The 21,668-nt window shown below is 52.7% G+C and carries 4 protein-coding genes (1 of these 4 running past the window's edge); all 4 read left to right on the top strand.

The features are described from left to right. Positions 1 to 857: 857 nt before the first annotated feature. Positions 858 to 12,350, top strand: a complete 11,493-nt coding sequence (locus FDP13_RS05130; protein ID WP_143838912.1) for an FkbM family methyltransferase — start codon at positions 858 to 860, stop codon at positions 12,348 to 12,350. 97 nt (positions 12,351 to 12,447) lie between these two features. Then, entirely contained in the window at positions 12,448 to 13,752 is a 1,305-nt protein-coding gene (locus FDP13_RS05125; protein ID WP_033576303.1) for an NAD(P)/FAD-dependent oxidoreductase, read from the top strand. A gap of 6 nt (positions 13,753 to 13,758) precedes the next feature. After that, on the top strand, positions 13,759 to 21,339 hold the full coding sequence (locus FDP13_RS05120; RefSeq protein ID WP_143838911.1) for a beta-ketoacyl synthase N-terminal-like domain-containing protein: 7,581 nt from the start codon (positions 13,759 to 13,761) through the stop codon (positions 21,337 to 21,339). After that, positions 21,336 to 21,668, top strand: the start of a protein-coding gene (locus FDP13_RS05115; protein ID WP_033576301.1) for a MupA/Atu3671 family FMN-dependent luciferase-like monooxygenase. 801 nt of this gene lie beyond the right edge of the window; 333 of the gene's 1,134 nt are visible here — the first part of the coding sequence; the start codon lies at positions 21,336 to 21,338; the stop codon falls past the right edge of the window. Before FDP13_RS05120 ends, FDP13_RS05115 begins: the two co-directional genes overlap by 4 nt.

The raw sequence follows: 21,668 nt of genomic DNA, 5'->3' as shown, positions 1-21,668 counted from the left end.
AACTGATTATTTTGATTGTGTGCCTCTGTGCTTATACCTGTCATATTGCGATGAACAGAATCTGTTGATTGTTACTGATAACTCCATGTAATTACTTTTTTAAACATTATAGAGCGGTCGTGTTACCGGTTTCCTGTAATATAAATTACTTCTTATGTGACTACTTTTATTATAATAAATGAGCGTGACTTTATCTCTTTAACTTATGTGTAACTTATAGGCAACTCTATATCAGTGAAGAAAGCGGTGTCAATCAGTGTTCTTGGCAATAAAAGTGAGGCGTTGATTTTTATAATTTTCGTACTCAACCTATAGCAGAAAATTCACGACAGATATGTCGTCGATGTGTAGTGATTTAATGTTATGTCGGCATATTTTTGTATTAGTCACTGCGCGATGGAGAAGGCTTTGCGTGCTGTTCGGCATCACTTAGCCCGCCTGGAAGTATATTTTTTTGTGATAGCTAAAATTGTTCAATTCAGCTTGTCATACTCAAAAATCTATTGCTGTTTGTAGCCATTACTTCTCTGTTTTTATTGATTTAAAAGGATGTTTTTAACAATGGAAATGATTTGAAATAATTTTCCTGTTGAGAGTAAAACATATCTGTAACACGCTGATAACGGATGTATGTGCTTTGTATTTAATAACCTATTGACTCGTTTTACACCCGGCTTTTCCTTTTCGATTCCGGGTTTTCTTTTGGTTTTTCAATATCAGAATCAATCTTTCTTTGGGGTGTAAATAGCTGGTTTTTTATTGATTTCTTGGTTTTTATCAATAGCGAAACTTTCAGGGACGAAGATTTCGAGATTTAACCAAAATTGTTTAAGCATATTGGTGACAAGGAGGTCGTGATGTCGGAGTACACGTTAAATAATAGTCATCTTATTATTTCTGGGCACATAGTATCAAATGAACCCATCCTGCCCGCTATGGGATATCTTCATTTTGTTGCGGCCTCGCTTCTGAATAACCAGCAAAATCATCATCAGATTTCTCTTTATCCTTTGCAGGTAAAAGATGCGGTATGGTTTGCACCCCTTACGATTGCGGCGGGCGAATGTCAGATTAATGTTCATCTGGATACCGAGGGAGAGGGCATAACCTATTGGGTCACATCCACGGTGCCGGGAAAAGCGACAAAACGTCATGCGACAGGTGTTGTTTTTTCAGGTTTAAACAATGGGCCTGATGTAATTAAAAAACCGGCGACCAATCATGCCGAAGAGCCTGTTTTTCGTCTTCCTGATACGTCATCTCACGCTTTTACTCAGCGACTGAACCGCGATGACATTTACCGCGTGTTTCTGGCCGGCGGAATCAACTATGGGGAACCGTTTCAGTGTCTGGACGCGTTTCACTATAGCCAGGATCTGTTTTGGGGGCGGATCGTGGCTGATGAGGCGAATCTGACGGATCTTCCTTCACCTTACATACTCGATGCTGCAATCCAAACGGTCTTGCTTGGCGCCAGAGAAAGCCGACTACCCAATCATCAAAATCAGATTTATGTCCCTTTCTCGTTGGAAAATATCGTCATTCATAGACATTTAACACCAACGTGCGACGTATTTGTCGTACCCAGAAAGCCCGTTTCAGACACCACCGAGACGCGCGTTTTTGATGTGTTCTTAGCTAATGAATCGGGGGAGACCGTGGTGGAAATGCATGGGGTACATATTCGCTCATATCAACGCGTCGGGTCGTATGAGCCGGCGGTGGAAGTAGAAAAAGTCGAACAGCCGGCCGGCCAACCGAATATTGGTCAGCAAAATCAAACAAAGCGTATCGCCGGGCAATCATGGGCTATTGCCGCAACCTTTACTGCGGAACCGATCGCAGAACCTTTGCAGGCATGGTTCTCTCGGCTGAACTGGCAGGATCAGATTCACTTTGCGCCATACAACCAGGTTTATCAGGCTCTCCTGGGCCAACAAAGCGTGTTCGCCGCCAACACAGAAGGCGTCAATGCGATTCTCTGCCGGTTAGACGATCTGGTTGCCAATGGGACGAAAACGACGTCCCCGATGGCAGCTCCTACCCTAAAAAAGGGCGTACCTCAGGTTTCTTCGGCGCAAATTGAGCGGCATTTGACGGATTGTGAACGCTTTGTACTGCCTAACGGTATGGAGATAGCACATCTTAAATCGTATGAAACCAGCTATCTCTATGAAGAGATTTTCGTAGAGAAAACATACGTGAAGCACGGCATTTCTTTTGAGCCGGGAGAGGTGATAGTCGATATTGGCGGCAACATCGGCATGTTCTCTCTGTTTGCTACCACCCAATGTCCTGATTTACGTATTTTTTCTTGCGAACCTTCGCCGATTTCTTACGAGATTCTCCGAAAGAACCTTGCATTGTATGCACCTCAGGCGAAAGCATTGCAAGCCGGTATTGCCGATAAGGACGGCGAAGCCGAGTTTGTTTTTTACCCGAACGCTTCGGTTTGGTCAGGGTTTCATACCGACGAAACAGAAGATGGCGAAGCGCTGAAAAAATCGATGGAAAATGAGGTAACCAAGCGTTTCAGCGATACTGATAGTGAAGCCATTCGGGATCATCTGGATGACATGATCGGTGATCGTCTGCGAAAGCAAACCTATCAGGTTAAGATGCGCTCGTTAGCCAGTATTATGCAAGAGCATCATATTGAGACGATTGGTTTGCTGAAAGTGGATGCTGAAAAATGCGAATGGGACATTCTCAGCAGTATTACCGATGAAATATGGCCGAATATTCGTCAGGTTGTCGTTGAGGTTCATGATAAAGAAGGTACGACAGCGACTAAGATAGCCCAGTTGCTGCGGGATAAAGGCTTTGAATTGGCGACGGTTGAAGAGGAGATGCTGAAGTCTTCAGGTTTAGCCAATTTTTATGCCCGGCGTCCTGTTTCCCATACGGATAATCAGCATCGCCTGACGTCATTTGAGCAGGCGATCAGCGATAACTTTAGGGAATTGCTGACGCTGGTCAGAAAAACGCAACATAGCCGCCGGGAGCCCACGCTCTTTGTGCTGTGCCCGCCGTCTCCTGAGATGAAAGCGCGGTTTTCTGCCGAGTTGCTCAATACCATACCTCAGATGATGCAACAAATTCTGGGGGATAAGACGGACATTATCGGCATTGATCTGAACAGCGAGCTGGCAGCCGCTTATGATGTCACCGAATATCACGATGCCGTGCGTGACGAGATGGGGCGCATTCCTTATATACCCGAGTTTTTTGACGTCATCGCATCGGTGCTGGTTCGTCACATCCATGCCTTCCGACGTTCCCCTTATAAAGTGATCGCCCTTGATTGCGATAACACGCTTTGGTCCGGCGTGGTAGGTGAACTGGGGGCCGAAGGCGTCGAAATCGATTCGAATTATCGTGCGTTGCAGCAGTTCATGTTACGGCAGAAAGAGCAGGGTATGCTGTTATGTCTGGTGAGCAAGAATAATCATGAGGATGTCAGACACGTATTCGATAGTCGTGACGACATGATTTTGCAGTGGGATGATTTTGTTGATACCCAAATCAACTGGAATGCCAAGTCCGCTAATCTTCAACATCTGGCAAAAACGCTCAATCTGGGCCTGGATAGCTTTGTTTTTCTTGATGATAGCCCGATCGAATGTGCAGAGGTCTCTGCCGGATGCCCACAGGTAGTAAGTTTACGCCTGCCTGATAATAGCGGCGACATTCCGGGATTTCTTGCTCATGTCTGGGCCTTTGATCAGGGACGTCACCGAACGAATGAAGACACGAAACGTACGCATATGTATCAGGAGCAGGTTCAGCGTGAAGCGTTTCGTCAAAGTGTATTCAGCATGGAAACATTCATTCGTGGGCTGGCGCTTGACATTACCATCGAGCCAGCGATGCCGGACCAGGCGGAAAGATTGTCTCAACTGACGCATCGCACCAATCAGTTTAACTTTGCCAAAGCACCATACTCCGTTACCGATATCGTTGCCAAAATTCAACGTCCGGAACAGGGTTGTCTGAGCATTCGTGTCGCCGATCGATTCGGTGATTATGGTATTTGCGGTTTGTGCTTGTTCTCCGAGCGGGAAACGGTGTTATCGGTTGAGGGGGGATTGCTCAGTTGCCGCGTACTGGGGCGTGGTGTTGAATATCAGATGTTGAATGCCCTTGGGCGACAAGCGCTGGAGCGGAAGAAGGCGAACGTTGAAATCCGATTTGTGGCCAGTGATAAAAATAAACCGGCTGAAAATTTCCTGCGCAGTATCAAGACCATCACGTATGTACCTGAATCTTCCAATGTAGGGATTTACACCATACCCGCTGCCGTCTTGGCTGAATTGGTTTTTACTCCATCATCACAACCTATTGATTCAACTGATCATGCTCAACCTGAATCTGAAGCGGCTCCACAGCAACGGTTGCTGCCGGCAGACACGGGCCTGATGCAGCAAATCGCTGATCATCGCGGACGATTACCGGTTCTCCGGTCGGCGTCGGAGCAGGGGTCGGCAGCGTATCTACAGGCAGAACAAGAGAAAGTGTCGCAACCCGTCGTTACCGACGAAGACGCCATCCTGAATTATATCAACACCGTTGTCGTGAAGAATCTGCGGGAATGCCTGAAGAAAACGGTTGATATCGACGAAGCTAAAGCATTTTCCGAATATGGCGTTGATTCCTTCGCGGCAATTAATCTGGTGGTAAAACTGAACGGTGCGTTTGCGATAAAACTTCCCAGTACCGTGCTTTTCGATTATGGCTGCGTGAATGATTTACGCCGTTATCTGATGGCAAATTATCAGCATGACATTGTGACGCGTATGCAGTCGGAATGGCCGGTCGTTGATACGCCGGATGACGCGGCGCAGCGCAGTGAAGACAGCCCGACAAGACAGAACGCGCACAAAGCCGATGCGGCCCCCAAGATGGCACGGCACATCTATGAGAGGGAGATCGATGAGGGGGATATCGCCGTCATCGGCATGTCCGCACGTTTCCCCGGCGTGGCGAATGTTGATGCATTCTGGTCTTTGTTGCTGGAGGGCGGCACCTGTATTTCCGACGTGCCGGCAACGCGCTGGAATATCGCCGACTATTTTGATGAAGACCGTACGAAACCCAATAAGACCTATGGCCGATGGGGCGGTTTTATTGAGGATATTGATCGGTTCGATGCGTCTTTTTTCGGTATTTCCGGCAAAGAAGCCCGGCAAATGGACCCTCAGCAACGTCTGTTTTTACAGGAAAGCTGGCACGCGCTGGAGGATGCAGGGTATGCCAACCGTGAGATAAAAGACAAAAAATGGGCTGTTTATGCCGGTGCCGATGCCGGCGATTATCAAGCTAATCTACGGCAGCATGGTATCCCGCTGGATGCCTCTTCATTCATGGGGAACGATTCATCGATCCTGGCTGCCCGCATTGCCTATTTTATGGACATGAAAGGCCCGGCGATGGCGATCGATACCGCCTCTTCATCATCTTTGGCCGCCGTACATTTGGCGTGCGAAAGCCTGAGAAACGGGGCTGTGGACATGGCTATTGCCGGGGGCGTATCAATCCATACTACCGCTAACTTTCACATTTTGTGTGCGAAAGCCGGGATGTTGTCGGCTGATGGGCGTTGTAAGCCGTTTGATCACCGGGCTGATGGTTTTGTGCCGGGTGAAGCGGTGGGGATCGTTATCCTCAAGCGGTTGCAGGATGCAATCGACGATAAAGACCATATTTACAGTGTGATCAAAGGGTCGGCCATGAATCAGGACGGTAAGACGAACGGGATTACCGCGCCAAGCAGCCGTTCGCAGACCGATTTGATTTGCCAGGTATACGATGCGTTGCACCTCAGTGCCGATGAGCTGACCTATATTGAGGCGCACGGTACCGGCACGAAGTTAGGGGACCCCATCGAGATCACGGCGCTAACCGATGCCTTCCGCAGACAGACGCCGCGAACCGGTTTTTGTGCGATTGGATCGGTAAAAAGTAACATCGGTCATTGTGTCCATGCTTCCGGCGTCAGCGCGCTGATTAAACTTCTGTTGTCTTTCAAGCACCGCAAGTTGGCTCCCAGCGTGAACTTTGAAAAGCCGAATCCACTGATTCCCTTTGAAGACACGCCCTTTGTCGTCAATACCCAAGTGCAGGACTGGCAACCGAACGCTCAGGGAAGGCGAATAGCCGCAGTCAGTTCTTTTGGTTTTAGCGGCACCAATGTGCACATGGTGCTTGAAGAATTCCGACCTGCAGACGTGTCGCCGGTGAGTGCTCCTCTGGAATCGAATGCTGAGCCGGCGTTATTACTGCTTTCTGCCAGAAGCGAGGCGCAATTACATGCCCTGGCTCGGCAACTCAACGCCTATATTCAGCAACACCCGCATCTGACCGGCGGTGAGTTAAAAGACATTGCTTATACGTTACAACTGGGGCGTGAATCTTTAGGCCATCGCCTGGCTATTGCCGGAAGAAGTGAGGCAGAGATACTCACCGGGCTGGGTGATTATCTGAACCGGAATACGTTTGCTCAAAGTTACCTTACCGGCACGGTTACACAAGGAGAGAAAAACAAGGGCAACAGCAAGCGGCAGCAGGCGGAAATCGAGGCTTTTATTCAGCAGCGTGATTTACGTGGGCTGGCGGGGCAATGGCTCGAAGGTCGGCAAATCGACTGGACCGCATGGTATCAGGCTCCGCGCCAACGTGTGGCAGGCTTGCCGCTTTATCCGTTCGAGCAAGAGCGGTACTGGTTACCTGATGACAATGGCGATTCGACGCCGGTCAGCCGCAATCACAGTGCCGTATCGTCTGCCGCCGTGACGCCGATAAATGCAACGTTATCCTCAACATCCTCAACAAACGCAGCGGTCGGCCACACATCCGCAGCGCGCGCAGAAGGCAAGCGGGTGCTGGCTTCTTTGCAGACATTTCAGGCGGAGTCATTTCAGGTTTCGAGCCTAAATGCGCCGCACTCTCCCTTTCATTTAACGGATGAAGGCCAGGGAATATTTTGTCTTCAACTGCATGACGCTGATGGCTGCTTGCCGGAAGAGGAGGCTTCGGAAACGGCTCGGCTCAGTCAGCTTCTCCATCTATTCAATGAAATAAAAAGCAGAAAAGACATTAGCGTGTTGTTACTCAACGGGGGGGAGCACCGTTTTCTGCCTGCCCTCGAAGACGATGCCACGCTGTTTTGGCAACAAGCGCTGTATCGTGCCGTTCTGGAATTGCCTTTTCCCGTGATTGCCTCTGTGCCCGGGGATTGCAAAGGCTACGCGTGGTTGTTTGTCTGCCTGTGCGATTTTGCCGTCTTGAGCACCACTGGCCGCTATCAGTATGTCAGCCGCAAACAATTGGTATCGCAGCAGTTATATCATCTGCTGAGCGAGCGTTTTTCGCCCGCCGCGGCGCAGATATTGTTGACGGATTGGCGGGGAATTGAAGGGCGTCATCTGAACGAGTTGGGGGTGTTGATGCCGGTTTTCCCATCGGCGGACGTGGCCGGGGAAAGTCTGAAGATGGCGCAGGAGTTGGCGACGGTACCTAGAGAAGCGTTGGTTCAATTAAAGCGGCATTTAGCCGCCGGGTTGACTCGTCAATCCGTTGCGCTGGCAGAAAGCCCCGTTGCTTTTGCCGTCGAGAATGCCTCACCCGAAACCGATGAATTCGTGGTTCTGACGGAAGACAAGTTACAGGCATTTGAGGCCGGGCAATTAGGGTTACCGCCGGGCGAGCCGCGTAAGGTGGCATTCAATTCTCCGGTTATCGATGCGGAAGTCTATGACAATGGCGTTTTGCTGGTTCGGCTGTGTGAGCGGGAAAGTCGTAATAAGTTCTCGAAAGCATTTGTTGCCGGCTTTGACGAGGTCTTTGCGCATATTCGGCACAATCAACGCTATAAGGTGGTCGTGCTGACCGGGTATGACCACTATTTTGCCAGCGGCGGTACGCTGGAAACGTTGCAGGCGATCCAAAAGGGAAACGCCAAGTTTACCGATGAGAAAATCTTTGCCTTACCGCTGGAGTGCGATATCCCGGTGATTGCCGCCATGCAGGGGCACGGTATTGGCCCTGGCTGGGCTGTCGGCATGTTCTGTGATGAGGCGATTTTCAGTCAGGAAAGCGTCTATTACAGCCCTTATATGCGCTACGGATTCACGCCGGGAGCCGGGTCAACCCTGATTCTTCCCCGTCGTCTGGGGTTGGATCTCGCCAGAGAAGTTCTGTTTACCGCCAGAGAGTATAAGGGGGGCGAGCTTCAGGCTCGTGGGCTCAAAAACCCGGTTCTTGAACGTGCTCAGGTATTGCCATTCGCTCTGGCTGCGGCCAATGCGCTGGCGCGGATGCCGCGTGATGAGCTGGTTGCCTGGAAAACACAACGTTCACAGCACATCAGAAATCAGGTCGAAGCAAACTATGCTCTGGAACTGCAGATGCATGAGCAGACATTTGTCGGCAATCAGGACGTGCTGGCGCGTATCCAGCAGCATTTTAATCAGGGGATGTCCGGTCACGTCAGCGCTCAGGTCCCGGCCGACCGTCGTAACGTATCTGTGGGCGAAAACACGAAAGCGGCGGGTTCAGTGGGGACGGTGCAACAAGAACATGGCAATAACGTGGTCTTTGAACAGGTCTACAGCCTGTTACGCCGTATGCTGGCGGATGAGTTACAAATCAAAATTGAACACATTGACGGCGAACAGCCCTTTGTTGACCTGGGACTGGATTCCATTACCGGCGTCACCTGGATTAGAAAGATTAACGCGGAATACGGCCTGACACTCAATGCCGCCGAGGTGTACAGCTACCCTAATCTGAGTGTTTTTACCGGGCTGGTCGTTAGCGAAGCTGCGCAGCGCACGGTAACGGGTGAAGGTCAAGTCGGCGGGGCGGAGAGGACTTCCGGTCTGGCCCCGGTAGCGGAAGTGGCCGGCAATGGCAACGAGGCGCGGGAAGGTGAGGCTGACTCTCGAAACAACGCCAACACTCCCTCCGCAAGCATGTTGGCGTTTTTAAGCCAAACATTGTCTCAGGAACTGCAGATTAAACCTCAGGCTGTCGATCCGACGGTGGCGTTTGTCGATTTAGGATTGGATTCGATAACCGGCGTCACTTGGATCAGAAAGATCAACCAACACTATGGGTTGAATCTGAATGCCGCCGACGTATACAGCTATCCGACGTTGCAAGAATTCGCCGTGCTGGTTCAGCGTTATTCCAGAGAGGATAGCGCCTTGATGCCTGATTCTGCGGCAACTGGCGACGCCACCGTGACGTTGCCGACGGATTCTGACTCGCAGACTGGCTTTGTAAACGGTCTGCATCAGACATCAGTAGTGAGCGCCAAACAGGCGCCTCAGACGGCCGCACGTGCCGAGCCGCCGGCAGCAACAATTCCTGGTACAGCACACACGCCCGGCATCGCAAACACGCCCGGCATCGTAAACACCGAATCGGTGATAACCCCGTCCCCGGTGGGGCGTCAGGCGATAGCTATCGTCGGTATGTCCGGTCAGTTTCCGAAAGCGAAGAATTTGCAGCAGTTCTGGAACAATTTAAGCAAAGGGGAAGATTGTATTTCGGAAGTTCCGCCGGAACGCTGGGCGATCGACGACTTTTTCGATCGTAATCGTAAAACGCCGGGCAAAACCTATTCCAAATGGATGGGGGTGCTGGAAGATGCCGATAAATTCGATCCGCTGTTTTTTAATATTTCTCCCCGGGAAGCCGAGATGATGGATCCGCAGCAGCGGGTATTTCTTGAGGCGTGCTGGGGATGTATTGAGGACGCCGGCTACAATCCTGCCGATTTATCCGGCAGTCGATGCGGTGTTTTCGTCGGTTGCGGAGACGGTGACTACGAAGCGCGTTTTGGTATGGAACTCAATGCGCAAACCTTTATAGGGAATGCGGTTTCCATTTTAGCGGCGAGAATTGCCTACCATCTGGATTTGCAGGGGCCGAGTCTGGCTATTGATACGGCTTGCTCGTCATCGTTGGTGGCGATTGCCTCGGCCTGCGATAGCCTGGTTCTGGGCAACAGCGATCTGGCGTTGGCCGGCGGGGTTTCCGTGTTGGCCGGCCCCAGTATGCACATCATGACCAGCAAGGCCGGAATGCTGTCGGAAGATGGGCGTTGCTTTACCTTTGATCAGCGAGCCAACGGCTTTGTTCCTGGGGAAGGCGTTGGTGTGGTGCTGTTAAAACGCCTGGAAGATGCGATTAATGATCAGGACGTCATTCACGGTGTGATCAAAGGGTGGGGGGTGAATCAGGATGGTAAAAGTAATGGCATTACCGCCCCGAATGGAAATGCGCAATCTCGCCTGGCGCAGACGGTATACACCGACTTTGGTATCGATCCGGCACAGATTCAGTACGTAGAGACGCACGGAACGGGCACCAAACTGGGGGACCCGGTAGAAGTCGTCGGCCTGAAGCAGGCGTTCTCGCCTTTTACCCGAAAAGAAAACTACTGCGCATTGGGATCGGTGAAGAGCAACATCGGCCATACGTTGAGAGCCGCCGGCGTCGCTTCGGTGCTGAAAGTGTTGTTGGCGATGAAGCATCAACAGATTCCGCCCACGTTGCATCATCAGAATCTTAATGAGCACATTGCGCTAGGCGGCACACCGTTTTATGTCAACCGGGAGCTCAACGACTGGACGGTGGCGTCTGGTCAACGGCGTCAGGCGGCCATCAGTTCTTTCGGGTTCAGCGGAACCAATGCCCATATCGTTATTGAGCAATTTCCGGCAGAGGAGGCATCAGCCCGGGAATCCTCCGCTTGGGACATCGCTGCGGGAGAGGCGATGTCTCGCCATCCGGCACTGATCCTGTTATCGGCGAAAAATGATCAGCAGCTCAGACAAATGGCCGCTAATTTGTTGGCCCATGTGGGTGACGATGCGAAGCGGATAACAGCGCAGGGAGAGCGCGCATACCTTCATTCTCTGGCGTATACGCTGCAAACCGGACGTGAAGCGATGAGTGAGCGCCTGGGATTGGTTGCCCACTCGCTTGATGAATTGCAACGTAAGCTGTCGGCTGTTCTGGCCGGTGATCAACACACTGCTGATTTGTTCTATCAGGGAAAAAGCAAATCGCATCGTGAGGTGTTATCCGTATTCGATGTCGATGAGGATATGCATGAGCTGGTTCAGGCCTGGGCCAGTAAAGGTAAGTTTGCCAAGCTGCTGGAGATATGGGTAAAAGGCCTCAATATCGATTGGCGCATTCTCTATTCCGCTATGGCGCCGGCATTCAGGCCCAGACGGGTTTCGTTGCCGACATACCCTTTTGCTCGCGAGCGCTATTGGGTCGACCTGCCGGGCACGCCGACGGATCATTTCCGAATAACGTCGGGTGAGGCGGTTTTCGCGTCGGCGACGACGGATGCTTCTGATGCAGCCGCTGCCGTTGCCATTGACGGTCATCCCGCGTTTTCGCACGACAATAGCGTGGTGGCCGACGAAGCCGTCAACGAGCAGCAACAGACGATGCCGGTTCCGGCGTTAGTGAGTATTCCGGGCGATTTTTCTGCCTATGGGAACATGATGGCCGCCGGTGTCATGGCTGCCCAGAAGCAACTCCCCGGATTGTTGTTGCTGGAGTCGGCACGACGTGCCTGGGAACAAGCCGCCCGGCAAAACCGGGCTGCCCCGGCACAGGCGGTCGAGTTGAATTACATCCTGTGGGGGCAGCCCGCCCGCGTGCAGGATGCTCTGAACGGCCATATCCAGACGTATATTTCCCGGGAAGAGGATGGCCTCTATTTCCAGTGTGTCACTGAGCAGGCGGGGGAGTCCGTGACGCACAGTTTTGGGCAAATCGCCCTGAATGCCACGGCCGACGGCAGAAGTGACACGCTGGATATTCACACACTGGAAAAACAGCTGGATACGCCACGTAATCATCAGATAACGCAGCAAATAAGGCGGATGTTTGATGAAGACGGGATGAGAAATCAGGCGTTGATCGAAAAAGTCGGTTTTGATGGCGAACAACTGCTGGTGACATTCACGTCACTTGCCGAATTGCCCGGTAATCCGAATGCCGCGACTTTCCGCCCGATCCTGCTGACGACCTGCTGGCGGTTACTCTCTGCACTCAACGACTATCGTCATTCCCAGACTGGGCGCCACCTGTGGTATCCGTTCTCGCTGGATTCGATCGTTGCCTGCGGGCCGGTCACAGGTAGCGTAACCGTACACCTCTCGCCCACACCGGCAGAGCAAGAGTCGTTGATTATCACCGGCGATATTCCAGGGTACGACCTGCGGGTGTACGACGAGTCGGGCGTGCTCGGGCTGTGGCTCAGGAACTTAAAAATAGTGAAAGAAGACGCGTTGCTCACGCTTGAGCACTCGGAGGAGTGATCGCGCCCGCTATTGCTGATCGAGCAAATTGCTGTTCAAACCAATTGCTGATCAAACAAATAGTACGGATTGCCGGCACGTTAAAAGGATTTAATGAATGAATATACACGGAAAACGAGTATGCATTATCGGTGGCGGCCCTTACGGCGTGAGTCTCGGTAAGGAACTGAACCAGGCCGGTATCGACTACGATTTGTATGAAGCCGAAGCGGATTTCGGCGGCGTGTGGAATGCAGACAGCCGCTGTGGCCGCACCTATCCGTCGCTGCATCTGATCTCGCCGAAAGTGAATACCCAATATCCGGATTTTCCCATGCCGGAAGACTACCCGCATTATCCCAGCCACACGCTGATGCATCAGTATGTTTGTGATTATGCGAGAGCGTTCGGGGTGTACGAAAAGGCGCATTTTCATGTTGCCGTTACCCGTATCGAGCCGCAGGACGATGGCTGGCAGGTTGAATTATCGACGGGGGAGCGGAAGTTTTATGCTTTCGTGCTGGTCAGCAACGGGATGCAACGTGAAGCCCGTTATCCCGAGCCGGCCTATCCCGGCCACTTCTCCGGCGATGTCATGCATTCTATCGATTACCGGACACCGGAGCGCATCAAGGGTAAACGGGTATTGATTATCGGCGCGGGTAATTCCGGCTGCGATATTGCGGTCGATGCGGTTCACCATTGTTCGGCGGTGTATCACAGTACACGCCGGGGTTATTACTATCAGCCTAAATTTATTAATGGCATACCGACGCCGAGATGGATGGAAGGGCTGGGTAATAAATTCAACACCCGCGAAGAAACGCTGGCGTATATACAACAGGTTTTTAAGCTTGCCGGTTATGACGGTACGGATTACGGCTTGAAAAAACCGGATTACCCGTTGGATGCCTCCCATCCAATTATGAATTCGCAACTTTTATATTTTATTGGTCATGGCGATATTCACCCCAAAGGGGATGTACGCGCTTTTTCAGGACAGACGGTGACCTTTGAAGACGGTTCACAGATTGACGTCGATACCATTATTTATGCGACGGGATATAACCGCCATTTTCCGTTTCTGGACAAACAATATCTGGAAATGAAGCAAGGTATTCCCGATTGTTTCTTACATATTGTCCCCAAAAACTTCGATAACCTGTTGTTTGTTGGTTACATCAATTCCGCCACCGGGCTGGGTGTATCAGCCCGTTCTCATGGTCTGTTTGTCGTGGACTATCTCAACGCTTATTTCTTACAGGCCAAAGGGCTGCGTGATTTCAGCCGAATGAAAAAAGAACAGCATCCTGACCTGGGCCAGAACTATTACATCGGCTCTTTCCGTCATCAGTGGGAAGTTGATTTGTGGAAATTTCTCAAGTTATTGGCGCAGTACCGTGAAGTCCTCAATGGAAGGTAGGAAACGATGACAGGCAAAGAGAACAGAACCCGAGACTTACACGAGTCAGCCCGGAACATTCTGGAAGCTGAGCTGATGCAGTCTGCCATGGAACATTCGCAAGCGGTTTACACGACTAGCGGCGAAACCCCGTCGGGCGTGCTGGCTGACGTCAAAAGCGGAGATTACCGTGAGAAACTTCTGCAGGAGATACTGGCTATTTTTTCTGCGATATTAAAGTTGCCGTCGGCAAAAATCGACAGAGAAGAAAAGATATCGACCTACGGCGTTGATTCGATTGTCATCACGGAAATCATGGGACGTGTTGCCGATGCCTTGGGGGTATCGCTTTCCGCCGCTATTTTCTTTGAAGCCAGAAACATTGCCGAACTGACGGATATCATCATCAAGCGATTCGGCCCGGAAGTCGTGCGACGTTATGGTGACCAGCCTGTCAACGATGAGCGTCGGCCCGCCGGCGACGTACAGTTAGATGCACAGTTAGATGTGCAGTTAGACGCACAGTTAAAAGATGTCCGGCCGCCGCCGGTTGTCGATTCATCAGCACCGCCGTTATCGTCTGATGCGCCATCGGCCAAACGGCTTCGCGAGCTCATGGCGACCAGTTACCGGCTCCATCAAAAGCGTAATCCGCCTTCCCCGGCGAGCGAGAAACGTCCGCCGGCCAGGAAAACCGACGTCAATCAGTTCGGCGGGAATGGCGGGAATAATGAGCCTATCGCCATTATCGGAATGGATGGGATGTTTGCCCGGTCTCCCTCGGTGGAGGCGTTGCAGCGTCATCTTTATCAGGGCCAGGACTGCATCACCGAGATTCCCCGTGAACGTTGGGATTGGCAGGCAATCTACGGTAATCCTAAAGACGGGGAATTCACCAATGTGAAATATGCCGGCTTTATTGACGATGTGGATAAGTTTGACCCGGCATTTTTTGGTATTTCTCCCCGCGAAGCCCAGACCATGGACCCCCAGCATCGACTGTTTCTGGAATCGACCTGGCGGCTTATCGAATCGTCCGGCTATGCCCCGTCATCGTTGGCCGGAAAAAAGGTTGGGGTCTTTGCCGGCATCAATTTACAGGATTATGCCGAAACCGTCCTGAATGCCCAGCCCCGCGATATTGTGGAACTGACGGCGATTCCTCATATGTTTTGTCCGAACCGTATCTCTTATTTGCTGGATGTGCATGGTCCCAGTGAAATTATTGATACGGCGTGTTCAAGCTCTTTAGTGGCAATTCATCGTGCGGTGATGAGCATTCAGCACGGTGATTGTGACATGGCGATTGCCGGCGGCGCCAATCTGATCCTGAGTCCGAAAATGCATATTCTGTACAGTAAGGCAGAGATGATTTGCGAGGATGGGCGCTGCAAGACTTTCTCTGAACAGGCGAATGGTTATGCCCGAGGGGAAGGGGTGGGAGTCGTGCTGCTGAAAAAGCTGAAAGATGCGCAGGCCGATAAAGACAATATTCTCGGCGTGATTATCGGCTCGGCAGAGAACCACGGCGGGGCGGCGACGTCTTTGATGGCGCCGAATCCGAATGCTCAGGCTCAGCTTGTCCGCGATGCGCATATGAAAGCCGGCGTTGATCCCCGCAGTATTTCCTATATTGAGTGTCATGGAACCGGCACGCCGTTAGGCGATCCTATTGAAGTCAATGGCTTGAAAATAGCGTTTCACGATCTTTATCAGGCGCATGGGCTTCATTCCGGCGCCGGCGCCGGGAAAGCCGTGGTGAAACACTGCGCGTTAGGCTCGGTTAAATCGAACATCGGGCATACGGAAACCGCCGCCGGCGTCGCCGGCGTCATCAAGGTTTTGCTGGCGATGCGGGAGGAATATCTGCCCCAGTCACTGCACTGCCAGACGCTGAACCCTTTGCTGGAACTGGAGAATAGCCCGTTTTATGTACTCCAGCAGGGTCAGGCATGGCAGCGTCCGCTCGTCGATGATGTGTTGCAGCCGCTGCGGGCAGGGGTGAGTTCGTTTGGTGCGGGTGGTTCGAACGTTCATCTGGTCATTGAGGAATACCGTCGGGAACCTGAAGAGGCCGTGTCGTTCGGGCATGGCCCGGAAGTTATCGTTCTGTCAGCCAAAAACAGTGAAAGGTTGCAGGTTTATGCGCAACACCTGATGCAGTATGTCGCTGAAAATTCAGGCTATGTAGCGAGAAATCTCAAGCAGTTCGCCTACACGCTGCAAACCGGACGAGATGCAATGGAAGCGAGGGCGTCGTTCGTTGCGGAAGATGTGGCATCGCTTTTGCGTCAACTGGCCATCATTGCCGGCGATCCGCTGGCCGCCGCCGGCGAGGGGGCGATTTTTGTCAATTGCGATGAGTCCGGTCGTTTACCCAACCTTGATATTCAGGATATTACGCGCTGGTGGCAGAGCCGCCAGTGGACGAAAATCGCCCAGGCATGGGTGGAGACCAGAGCGGTTGACTGGCGGCAATTATATTCCGGTCAGCATTACTCACGTTTGGCGCTGCCCACCTATCCGTTTGACCGTCAACGTTACTGGATAAAAGCAACGCGGCGTCAACCCGAGCCGCAAAAAACGGTTAAACAATCAACCGCCACTGGCGTCACGGCGAGTCATGCAGGGAAAATGACGTTGCCGCCGCTGACGCTGAAAAGAGACATCGACCAGCCAGCCGTGCTGAACGGCGCGGCGGCAGCGCAACAGCCGGGCGACAAGACGGCTGTTCACCTCAGTCATGGCATCAATGGTCACGCTACATCTACATCTACATCTTCCCGGAACACCGCGGGCGGCGGAGAAATTAACGGGGTCAATCCAACACACGCGAATGGCGCTCTTCATCCGGAGCACCGGCATGGCGGTGTTCCTCTGGCGAGGGTTATCGAAAAATTACGGGTGAGTCTGGCCCAGGCGTTGTGTTCACCGGAGGCGGATATTCATATTGATCGCTCCTTTGCCGAGATGGGGCTCGATTCGATTGTCGGAGCCGAATGGGTTCATGACATCAATCGACAACTGGGCAGCTCGCTGTCCGCCACGCGACTTTATGATTACTCCAGCGTTCGTCAACTGGCGCAGTTTATTGTGCTCAATGGGGAGCACAGCGCCGCGGCGGATAAATCATTGTCGGATAAACCTTTGTCGGATAACCCCTTGTCGGAAAGCCCCGAGGCTGACGTGCCGTTACGGCATGAAGATAAGAAGATAATAACGCAACTGCAAGGCGGTACGGCTGATTCACCACAAACGGTTCATGTCCCCCCAGCCACTGACCGGTCATCGGCTCAGAGTGAGCACATTGCCGAGATAACCCGGTCACTGAAAACCAGTCTGGCCGACGCACTCTACATGGCGCCGGAAAAAATCGGCAACGATCGCGCATTCTCGGAATTGGGATTGGATTCCATCATCGGTGCCGAATGGATCAATCAGATTAACAAGGGATTGGGCATCCATCTTTCTGCTACCCGCCTGTACGATTATCCGACTATTCATGCTTTGGCTGAGTACATTGCCACCCGGCAGGATGGCGGCGGGTGGCCCCCAAAGCCGGTCACGGTCACATTGACCGATATTCCTGAATCGCCGGATTTGTCTCGGGATGCGCAAAATCTGGCCGTGCCGGCATCGGTATCGATACCCGAGAATGATCGGGTGATTAACCCGACGGCCGAGAAAATAGCCATTATCGGGATGTCGGGGCGCTACCCCGATGCAGACAATCTGGACCAATACTGGAATAACTTAACGGATGGACATAACGCGATTCGTGAAGTGCCTAAAACGCGTTGGGACGTCGATCACTATTTCGATCCTGACCGTAGCAAAGACGGCAAAATATATTGCAAGTGGCTCGGGGCATTAAGCGATATCGACCGTTTTGACCCGTTATTTTTCTCGATCTCCCCCGCAGAAGCAGAGGGAATGGACCCTCAGCATCGGATCTTCCTACAAGAAGGGTACAAAGCGTTTGAAGACGCCGGTTACAGCCCTGAAGAACTGAGCCATAAGAAGTGCGGCGTTTATATGGGGATTATGAGTTATGAATATGCCCATATGATGCTTAATTCCGCTACGCCGCTGTCCGGGACCGGCAACAGTTTTGCGATCGGTGCAGCGCGGATTCCGTATTTCCTGAACCTGAAAGGACCGGCCATTCCTGTCGATACGGCGTGTTCCTCGTCTCTGGTTACCACGCACCTGGCTATTCAGGCGCTGCAAAATGGTGAAATCGATCTGGCATTGGTCGGCGGGGTTAGCCTGTATCTGATGCCGGAAACGTATATCGGCATGTGTTCTGCCGGTATGTTGTCTCCCGAAGGTCAGTGTAAAGCGTTTGATAATACGGCGGATGGCTTTGTACCCGGCGAAGGGGCCGGGTGTCTGGTACTGAAACGCTTGTCGCAGGCTGAACAGGATGGCGACCATATTTATGGCGTCATCATTGGTTCGGGCATCAATCAAGACGGTAAGACGAATGGGATCACGGCACCCAGCGTCAACAGCCAGATAGAACTGGAAAGAGAGATTTACCGGAAATATCAGATTGACCCGGATTCAATCAGTTACGTTGAAACACACGGAACCGGTACCAAACTGGGCGATCCGATTGAGCTTGAAGCGTTGGCCTCGGTGTTCAGAGAACGGACTTCGCGCAAAAACTTCTGCGGTTTGGGATCGGTAAAAAGCAATATTGGTCATACGTCGGCAGCGTCTGGCATGGCGAGCGTGCAGAAGGTGTTGCTGTCGATGAAACACCGGCAACTGGTGCCGTCGCTGCACTTTCGTACGCCGAACCCACACTTTGACTTCGATGACTCGCCTTTCTACGTCAATACCCAACTTACGCCGTGGCAGCATGATGAAAGGCAACCGCGAAGAGCGGCAGTGAGCTCCTTTGGTTACAGCGGTACTAATGCCCATCTGGTGATTGAGGAGTATCTGGCGCCGGCGGTTGAAACCGTTCCGGCGGCTAGACCGGTATTGATCGTGCTCTCGGCAATGCGAGCCGATCGTTTGCCGCTGATGGCGGAAAATCTGCTGGCCTGGCTCCAGCGGGAACAGACCGATGGGCATGGCGTCGACTTGCAGCAACTGGCTTATACCTTGCAGCGTGGACGCCAGCCGATGGAGGAGCGTCTCGCTTTTGTTGCGAGCTCGACCAGTGAACTGCAAGCAACATTAACCCTATGCATTCACGGCGATATTTCTGCTCCGCCGCTGTTTAGAGGCCGGGTGAATAACAACGCGCCTTCTTATAAAGCGTTTGTCGATGCCCCCGAGTTCGGCGCGGTTATTGAACAATGGGCACATCAGCAAAACCTGAATCAGCTCGCGGGATTATGGGTGACGGGTCTGGATATTCCGTGGGATTTACTCTACCCCGAGGCCAAGGCTGCGGGGCACTCCGCCGGCCGCCGTTCCCCGGGAAGAATCAGCCTGCCGACTTATCCGTTTTTCAAACAATCGTGCTGGTTTGAAGAAAAAGCCGCGTCGGCGGTGAAGGCGGCGGAGAGTCTGCCGTGTTTGCCGGAAGATGCAGCGAAAACGCCGGTCGTTGAAACCGGAAAAACCCACTGGCTGCGAGCCACAGAGACGTGGGTCGAGGTAACGGAACATGAAGGCAACCAATGGGTTGAGCGGATCAAGGCCAACTGCGATCGGCAAATTCTGGTCCTCAGCCAAACCCCTTCGGATTGCCGGGATATCGAGCAGGTTTGTCAACAGATTCAACATATTGCTGATATGCCGCCGTCGATCTGGGATGTGCGGAATATCACGTTGCAGCCTTATGTGTTACAGGCACCAACGGGGATTAATGCACTGAAATCCGCACTCTCGGCGGCGGTCACCGATGCAGGTAAACCACTGGTGGTTTTTCTGTTCTTACCTCATGACGCAGACGCCGAAACCGGGTATGGCCTGCAGCTTGCGTACCTGTGTGTTCAGGCTGTGCAGGCGGTAGCCCGGCTGAACCCGGTACAGTTCTATTGCTGCCATCGGGCGGATTATGAACAAGGCCTGACGATGGCGGATGTACAACATGAAGCGCTTTGCGGATTGTTCCGGTCTGCGATTCTGGAAACCGTCGGGCATCGCTATCGGAGCGTCATTGTCGAGACTCAGGCAACGGATCAGGATGTCGCGCTGCAATTGATGCAAACCTGGCTGGGCGATGAGATACCGCTTTCTGAACCGGGAAAACATACTCAGGCCATCAATACTCCGACAATCCGTTTCGGCCGTGGCCGCCGCTATGCGCTCCGTGTTGGCGAAACCGATGAACATCCGGCGTCTGAAACGCGCTTTCGCACCGGGGCGACCTACTTAATGGTCGGCGCGCTGGGCGAGACGGGGGAGCAGGTGTGTCAGGTATTAGCCCGCCACTATCAGGCACGGTTGGTGATTTTTTCCCGCCGTCCGGAACATCAGGTCGCCCCGATTTTGGCGCGTATCCGGGCGTCCGGCGCTCAGGTGATTTACCGTGCCGTCGATATTCTGGATATCGATGGCCTTAACCAGGCGATGCAGTCCCTGAAATCGGCAGGTATCACCCTGCATGGGGTGATCCATCTGGCCCGGCAGGTGAATGACGGTTCGATTCTGGATAAACCCTGGGATACGTTCCGGCAGATGATGGCGGCGAAAGTATCGGGAACCCTGAACATTGATGCGGCAACCGCGAATGAGCCGCTGGAGTTCTTCCTGATGTTTTCCTCCGTTGCGGCGTTTGGCCTTCAGGGTTCTTCTGATTATGCCTATTCCGCCGCGTTCCAGAATGCGTTTGCCCGATATCGCCAACGGCAGGTTTCTCTCAGACAAAGGCAGGGACGGGTTTCCTCGATTTGCTGGGGACAATGGAGCGTCGATGGCGCTGTTGACGGTTCGCGGTTGTCCGAGCGGTTAGCGTCTTTGGCGCAACAGGGCATGGGAAGTATTGATGCCGTGGCGGCGGTGCGGGCGCTGCAAACAGCAGGGGATGACGTGGTCACGGCGCTGGTTGCCATCACGGACAGACAAAAAGCCAAAGCGTTACTGGGCCTTGGCGATGATCAGACCGTGTCGCCGTTTATCAGCGCCAGCCGTTCCATCGCCGATGCGGTTCGACAAAAAATCCATTGTTTCAGCGCCGGGCGGTTATCGACGGCGGAATTTGCGGATTATCTCTCGTCGCTGTCGTTAGCCGACTTACCCGCCGAACTACGGCAGGAAGTGGAAAGCGTGATAACCGCCGCCCGGCCGGTGCCACCGCCGCTGGCGACCCAACGTTCCGTACCCCCATCCACCCAGCCTGAGGCGGCGGTCGCGCCTGACGCTACCACCCCTGACGCAACCACCCCGGCTGAACGTGATGGCGAGCTTCGTCGCGTGTTGGCGGCCGGAATTGAAAAGGTCATGAAACTGGGCAGCAGTCTTGACTGGGACAAACCCCTGCAAGACTACGGAATGGACTCGATTATTGCGATGCAATTGAGTACCACGCTGGAAAAACAGATGAAAGTTCCCGTGCAACCGAATTGGCTGATAGAACATCCGACGCCCAATCTACTGATGAATAAATTGCGGCAACAGGTGGGGACAGGAGACATCCGGCTATGACGACGATAAATCAAAAACTGGACGATTTTTTCTCCGGCAACCGCAGCCTGGGGGCGACGGCGAAGGCCGGTGAATCGGGCGCCGGTATCTCTTTTAGTTATCTGTTTTTTTCGGATGTTCGAAAAGATGTCTCAGACCGGGATAAATACCGCTTTGCCCGTGAGCTGGTCGAGTTTGCCGATCAGGCCGGTTTTGAAGCGGTTTGCTTTCCTGAGCGCCATTTTTATGAATTCGGCTCTATTTACGCCAATAACAGCATCGCTGCCGCCTACTTTGCGCCGCTCACCAAAAACGTGCGGTTACGTTCGGCTGCGGTGACGAACACGCTG

Origin of the sequence: Dickeya sp. ws52 (assembly GCF_007210685.1) — a bacterium.
GTDB classification, from domain to species: domain Bacteria; phylum Pseudomonadota; class Gammaproteobacteria; order Enterobacterales; family Enterobacteriaceae; genus Dickeya; species Dickeya chrysanthemi.
The sequence above is the reverse complement of the archived record's forward strand: the minus strand, read 5'-3'. Positions and strand labels throughout refer to the sequence as shown.